This is a genomic window from Synechococcus sp. R8-2 (genome assembly GCF_047461715.1).
GTDB lineage: Bacteria > Cyanobacteriota > Cyanobacteriia > Thermostichales > Thermostichaceae > Thermostichus.
This window is the reverse complement of sequence record NZ_JANSHQ010000105.1, coordinates 1-5,521: the sequence shown is the minus strand read 5'-3', so window position 1 is coordinate 5,521 and position 5,521 is coordinate 1. Positions and strand designations below refer to the sequence as shown.

7 protein-coding genes are annotated in these 5,521 nt (G+C 59.6%); 5 read left to right on the top strand and 2 right to left on the bottom strand.

What is annotated here, in order from left to right; genetic code table 11:
* Positions 1 to 105: 105 nt before the first annotated feature.
* Positions 106 to 360, top strand: coding sequence for a hypothetical protein (locus NW819_RS02910; RefSeq protein WP_011433939.1), 255 nt, complete (start codon positions 106 to 108; stop codon positions 358 to 360).
* Positions 361 to 567: 207 nt separating this feature from the next.
* On the opposite strand, the gene NW819_RS02905 is transcribed toward NW819_RS02910, so the two are convergent.
* A complete protein-coding gene (locus NW819_RS02905) occupies positions 568 to 3,003 on the bottom strand; it encodes an endonuclease MutS2 (protein ID WP_414412831.1) in 2,436 nt (811 codons plus the stop codon).
* Positions 3,004 to 3,010: 7 nt separating this feature from the next.
* Positions 3,011 to 3,181 (bottom strand): hypothetical protein, encoded by a 171-nt coding sequence (locus NW819_RS02900; RefSeq protein WP_414391046.1) that lies wholly within the window; start codon positions 3,179 to 3,181, stop codon positions 3,011 to 3,013.
* Positions 3,182 to 3,476: 295 nt separating this feature from the next.
* Here NW819_RS02900 and NW819_RS02895 point away from each other — a divergent pair, with 295 nt between their 5' ends.
* The 4 genes from NW819_RS02895 to NW819_RS02880 all read left to right on the top strand — a co-directional run bounded on the left by NW819_RS02895 (position 3,477) and on the right by NW819_RS02880 (position 5,418).
* Positions 3,477 to 3,881 carry an NIL domain-containing protein gene (locus NW819_RS02895; RefSeq protein ID WP_414344412.1) on the top strand — a complete coding sequence of 135 codons (405 nt, stop codon included), beginning with the start codon at positions 3,477 to 3,479 and terminating at the stop codon, positions 3,879 to 3,881.
* A 112-nt stretch (positions 3,882 to 3,993) separates the two neighbouring features.
* On the top strand, positions 3,994 to 4,215 hold the full coding sequence (gene ndhL / locus NW819_RS02890; RefSeq protein WP_011433942.1) for an NAD(P)H-quinone oxidoreductase subunit L: 222 nt from the start codon (positions 3,994 to 3,996) through the stop codon (positions 4,213 to 4,215).
* Positions 4,216 to 4,243: 28 nt separating this feature from the next.
* On the top strand, positions 4,244 to 4,579 hold the full coding sequence (locus NW819_RS02885) for a DUF3007 family protein (protein ID WP_414412830.1): 336 nt from the start codon (positions 4,244 to 4,246) through the stop codon (positions 4,577 to 4,579).
* Between the two features lie 230 nt (positions 4,580 to 4,809).
* Positions 4,810 to 5,418, top strand: coding sequence for a response regulator (locus NW819_RS02880; RefSeq protein ID WP_414412829.1), 609 nt, complete (start codon positions 4,810 to 4,812; stop codon positions 5,416 to 5,418).
* Positions 5,419 to 5,521: the final 103 nt, after the last annotated feature.

Genomic DNA, 5,521 nt, shown 5'->3' with positions numbered 1-5,521 from the left:
CAAGTGTGCAGCTTTGGGCAGCGGTGTCAAGGCTCAACCCCATCCCCGTCTCTGCTCAGATTCAGGACACTAGGGCTATCCTATTTCTCCTCTAGGAGCTGACAGATGTCAGAGCGCGAGACTGTCTTGTGGATGTGGGTGCAAGGCTTGGGGCTAAATCTTTCTGGGTTGGCGCTGTTGGCAGCAGCAGGCGCCGCCTTTGGGCCTCTCAGTTGGACAGGTGCAACGGTGGCGGTGATGTTGAAGCTCATTGGGGATAGCCAACTGGTGCGGGGCTACTGGCTCTGGCAAAGCCAGCGACAACAGAAGGGATCCCAGCCCGTCAGCTCAGCAGCGGCAGTGCTCCACAGTCAAGCTTGAGACATTGCCCGGCACTTGTCCGGTCTCCGACCCAATAAAGCCAACTTAACCCTCCCTAGTCTCTCTTCCGAAGGGGGGAGGGAAGCTTGAGCTCACGGCTGTCTGGAGATGATAGCCCTCGGAAACCCTGTGGATCCTTGGGGCCCGGAGCTTTATCTCGGCTTTGGATCTGATCTGGATCTGAGTCCCCTCCGGCACCGGTAAGCCTCATTGCAGGTGAGCCACGGTCACTCCAGTACCGCCGTCTTCGGGATCAGCGGCTGAAAAACGCTGAACGCGCGGGTGATTTTGGAGATAAGCCTGGACGCCGGCTTTCAGGCGCCCTGTGCCGTGGCCGTGGATGATCCAAACCGGGCCGGGGGGAGCTTGGGCAAAGTGCTGTTCCAGAACGGCCTCAGCCTCGGCAACGGTTTTCCCCCTCAGATCGAGGGTGTTCTGGCTGGTGCGCAGGTTCAGGGGAGCGGTGGCTGCAGGGGAGGGAGGTGGGGCTTTGGGGCGTTGGCGTTGCTTAGCCTGGTGTTCGTCAATGGGATCCAACTGCCCCCGTGGCACTGTGAATTTGAGGATGCCGCTGCGCACTACATATACATCTCCTTCGATGGCGATCACTTCCCCCGTCTGCCCCAAGCCTCTCAGCCGCACCCGATCTCCCACCTCTGGCACAAACTCCATATCCACAGGCGGCGGTGGGGGAGAGTAGCGCTGCTGGATTTGCGCCAGCTCGGCAGTAATGCGTTGGGGATCCTCTCCCTGCTGCAATCTGCGGATGGCGGCAGCCACTTCCTGACGGGCAGCAGCCAACAGGGCTTGCAGTTCTTGGTTTTGCTTGTGCTCCAGTTGAGCTTCTCGCTCGGCAATTTGGCGGCTGCGCTGCTGCATTTGTTGATGTAGGCTCTCCAGCTCTCGATGCAGGGATCCCACCTGGGCCGCCCGCTCTTCCAATTGAGCCCGCTGCGCTTCCAGGCCGGCAATCACCTGATCCACCTGGCTTTCCCCCTGCAGGTGCTGCTGGGCCCGCCGCAGAATCTCTGGATCCAACTGCAGCCGTTGGGCAATGGCCAAGGCGTTGGAGCGGCCTGGGATCCCCCACAAAAGGCGATAGGTGGGGGCCAGGGTGACCTCATCGAACTCCACTGAGGCATTTTCAAAGCCGGGATGTTGGTATTTCAGGGCCTTTAGCTCGCCGTAGTGGGTGGTAGCCAGGGTGAGCAGTGCCCTTTCCGAGAGGTACTCCAATAGCCCAGCCGCCAGGGCAGCGCCTTCGGTGGGATCCGTGCCCGCCCCCACCTCATCCAACAGGACAAGGGCCGGCTCCGGAGCAGACTGCAGGGCCTGCACAATGCGGCTGATGCGGCGGATGTGCCCTGAAAAGGTGGAGAGATTTTGTTGCAGCGACTGCTCGTCCCCAATGTCGGCGTAAACCCCGTCGAACCAAGGCAGCTGGGGCGGATCCTGAGCCGGCAGGAAGATCCCCGCCTTGGCCATGAGCACCAGCAGGCCCAGGGTTTTCAGGGCAACGGTTTTGCCGCCGGTGTTGGGGCCGGTGATAACCACGACACGAATGGAGTCCGAGAGGGTGAAGTCGATGGGGACAACGGCAGAGCCTTGACCCTCCGAAGGGGCAGCGGCGCGAGATTGCCAGAGCAGCAGAGGGTGCTTGGCCTGACGCAGGCGCAATCCTGCCGAGACAAACTGGGGACGATTGCCCTCCAGCCAGAGGCTGTAGCGACCCCGAGCCAGAGCCACATCCAACCCCACCATCACCCCCTGCAAATGCTCCAGATCGGTGGCCACGGCTGCCACCTGAGCCGAGAGCGCGGCCAAGATCCGCTCTTCCTCCGCCTGAATCTGAGCTTGGGTTTCTCGCCAGCGGTTGCCCAGTTCCACCACGGCGTAGGGCTCCACATAGAGGGTGGCTCCACTGGCAGAGCTGTCGTGCACAAGGCCGCGGATGAGATCCCGATGGGTGGCCTTCACCATCAGGACAAACCGTCCCTGCCGCTGGCCGATCAGGGTATCCTGCAGCGCCTGGGGGTACTGGCTCATCAACTGTTGCAGGCGCTCCTGGATCTGGCTGCGCTGTTGCCGTTGCTGCTGGCGCAGATTGGCAAGGGCAGGGCTGGCGCTGTCCCGCACCTCGCCATGTTCCTCCAGGCAGCGGAAGATCTCCTGCTCCAGCTCCGGGTAGGTGCGCAGGGTGCTCACCCAAGTTTGCAAGCGTGGCAGATGGTCGTGGTCGTCGATCAGACGACGAATGCGGCGGGCCGCCCCCAGAGTTGTAGCGATCTGCACCAGCTCTTCTCCGCTCAGGATCCCCCCCCGTTCAGCCCGTTCCAAAGCCGGCAGCAGGTTGTGGATCCCTGCCATAGAAAGTCCCCCGGCCTGTGTGCGATCGAGGCGGATCGCCTCTTCCGTCTGCTCAAGGTAGGCTTCGCTGTCGGCGCGGCTCTGCCAGGGATCCAGCTCCAAGCAGGCGCGGCGGCCCAAGGGTGTGGCCGCAAAGGTGGCCAAGTGCTGACAAAGGCGGGGCCACTCCAGCAATTCCAAGGTTTCTTGCCGTTCGCCTTGGCAGGCCGTAGGCCTTGGGGAGGGATCGGGCTTGGAGAAGACTGGCAGCGGGTGCAAGGTGGGGACGGTGGGCATTAACCATTCAGCGATGCAAAGAACCCTGGAGACGCAGTTGCTTCATCTCCTGCAAAAACTGCCGTTGGTACTTGAGGAAGGCCGTGTGCCACTCGCGGAAGCGACGCTCGCCATCCCGCACCAGCATCTGCCGGTACTGCTCTGAGTTGAGACGGGGCTGAGCAAAAGATGGGTTCATAGGGATCGGGGACGCTCTCCATCCTATTGTGGCAGGCTCTGGGTCGGCTTCCACAGATAGCTTTTGGTGAGAGGGGCACGCTGATAATGGCGCCGTTGTCTCACGCGCTGCCTCTGGTGATCTTCCCAAGAAGCTGAGCTCACCGAAAAACTGGGTTCAAAGCCCCGCCCTACCGCTGTGGGGTTCGCCTTGGGTGTCCTGTGGAGGGTGGAAGTGAGCTGCATTCACGGCCAAACTGAACCTCACAAGCCTGCCATACTGAAGGAAGTTGCTGCACTCAAAACACTCAAGATCCGTGCGCAAACGAGTCACCCTCATTTTCCCCCGCCATTTGGTGAATGTGCCCCTCACCTATCGGTTGGCCAAAGACTTCGATGTGGCTGCCAATATCGTGCGCGCCAGGGTAGCCCCCAACGAAGTGGGTACTTTGGTGGTGGAGCTGTCGGGGGATATCGACCAGGTGGAAGCAGGATTGGAATGGGTACAGTCTTTGGGCATTGAGGTGACTGAACGGGCCAAGGAAATTCAAATCGACCCAGACTTGTGCGTGGACTGTGGATTGTGTACGGGAGTTTGCCCAACCGAGGCCCTGAAGATTTCTGCTCCCAGCTGGAAGCTGGAGTTCTCTCGCAACCGCTGTGTCATGTGCGAACAGTGTGTTGCCACCTGCCCCGTTGGGGCGATCAGCACCAGTTTGTAGTCAGTTGGCCGAGTTACCGACTTCCTTCAGCCGACAAATCTCTTCACAATGCCGTTAACAATGCTGTTAGACTTGTTGGACACAGGTCAAATAGCTGCAGGACGCACTCGACATGGCTTCTACTCCATCGTTGATCGGGTTAACTTATGCCGGTTTGGCTGTTCTCTATTTGCTGGTGCTGCCTCTGTTGTCTCTGCTGTACGTGGACAAACGCTGGACTTCAGGCAGTGCTTGGGAAAAGGTGCTGATGTTTTTCTTGGTCTTGTTTTTCTTTCCCGGCATGGTGCTCTTGGCTCCCTTCATGACGTTTCGGCCCAAGCCTCGGTCGCTGTAAGGTCAGCCGTTTATCGGTTCACTGAGCCATGCGCAGATTGGATGTTCTTGCTATAGGCTTGGCCCTGCTGCTGGGGGGAGGGATCCTCTACGGCCTGCTGCTTTGGGCGGGCTTGGATACGGGGGCCGCGCAGCAGATATCGAGCGTGGTGCTTCTATTGGCCTGCTTGGGGTGGACTTTTGGCTACCTGAAGCGGGTGCTGCGGGGGGAAATGACCCTGAAGGCTCAATGGGCCAGCTTCGAGACCCAGCAGATTCAAGAGAGGCTCCGCTCCCTCTCCCCAGAAGAGTTGCAGGCCCTGCAAGCTGAATTGGAAAGCGAGAAAGAAGGGATCCCGGATTGGGTTGAGCAGGAGAAACATTGAGGCCATTGGACAGGCCGCACCCAGAAATTGGCTGTCGGCTGCTGGGGATCCAGGTTTAAGGGTATGGAGCGTCGGGCTTAAACCGCAATACTTGTATATCTGTATATCCGGTTACCATTTGCTTCCCCTAAGAATGCTACATTACGCCCCGCACAAGATTCTGGCGTACGACGGATTATTAAGTGGTGCAAGCCTTTGCCTTTCCTTCTACTCACATCTCTCCATCTACGGTGAGCAAAACCATACTGCTAGCTCAGGGCCAGCCCTTGCAAATTCATCTCTGGAAGTTGGCGCTGGAGTCTCAGGGGCACTCTGTGGTGCTGGTTTCCCCGCGTGAAGATCTGCTGGAGGTGGCAGCAAGTCAGCCTCTGGATTTGGATCTGATGGTGGTGGACATGACGACGGGGCTGTTTAACCCCTATGCCTTTTGTCGAGAGTGTCAAAGCAAGCTGCCCAACATCCCTGTTATCCTGACTCATCACCCCCGCCGCCACATCGAGCCCGCAGAGCGGCGCTGGGCAATCTACCAGGGGGCAGCAGATGTGATCCCTGGCTTGGCGGAGGCCGGCGACCTTCTCCACTCCCTCGAACGGATTTACGAGGCTGCCAGGTGGTTTTTGCCTATTGACACGGAGGCGCTCCACAGGGCTCTGAAGCAAGCGGGCTTATGGCCGGCGGAGGTCAGCCGTACATCTTCTTCCACCCCTCCCCCGCAGCCGAGCGCCCACTCTCCCACCGCCCCTCCACAACCCATCACCGCGGAAGGGGATCCAGGGCAAAAAGACTTGACCCCGCAGGTGAAGTACCGACTGATGTACCGGGGTCGCCCTGTCGATTGAGGTACTCGTTCCAACCTGCCGTCACTCGTTTTTCCTCGTAGCTTCTCGTAGCTTCTTGCCCTGCCAGGGTTGAGCTGCCGATTGGCAACGAGCAGGATGCAAT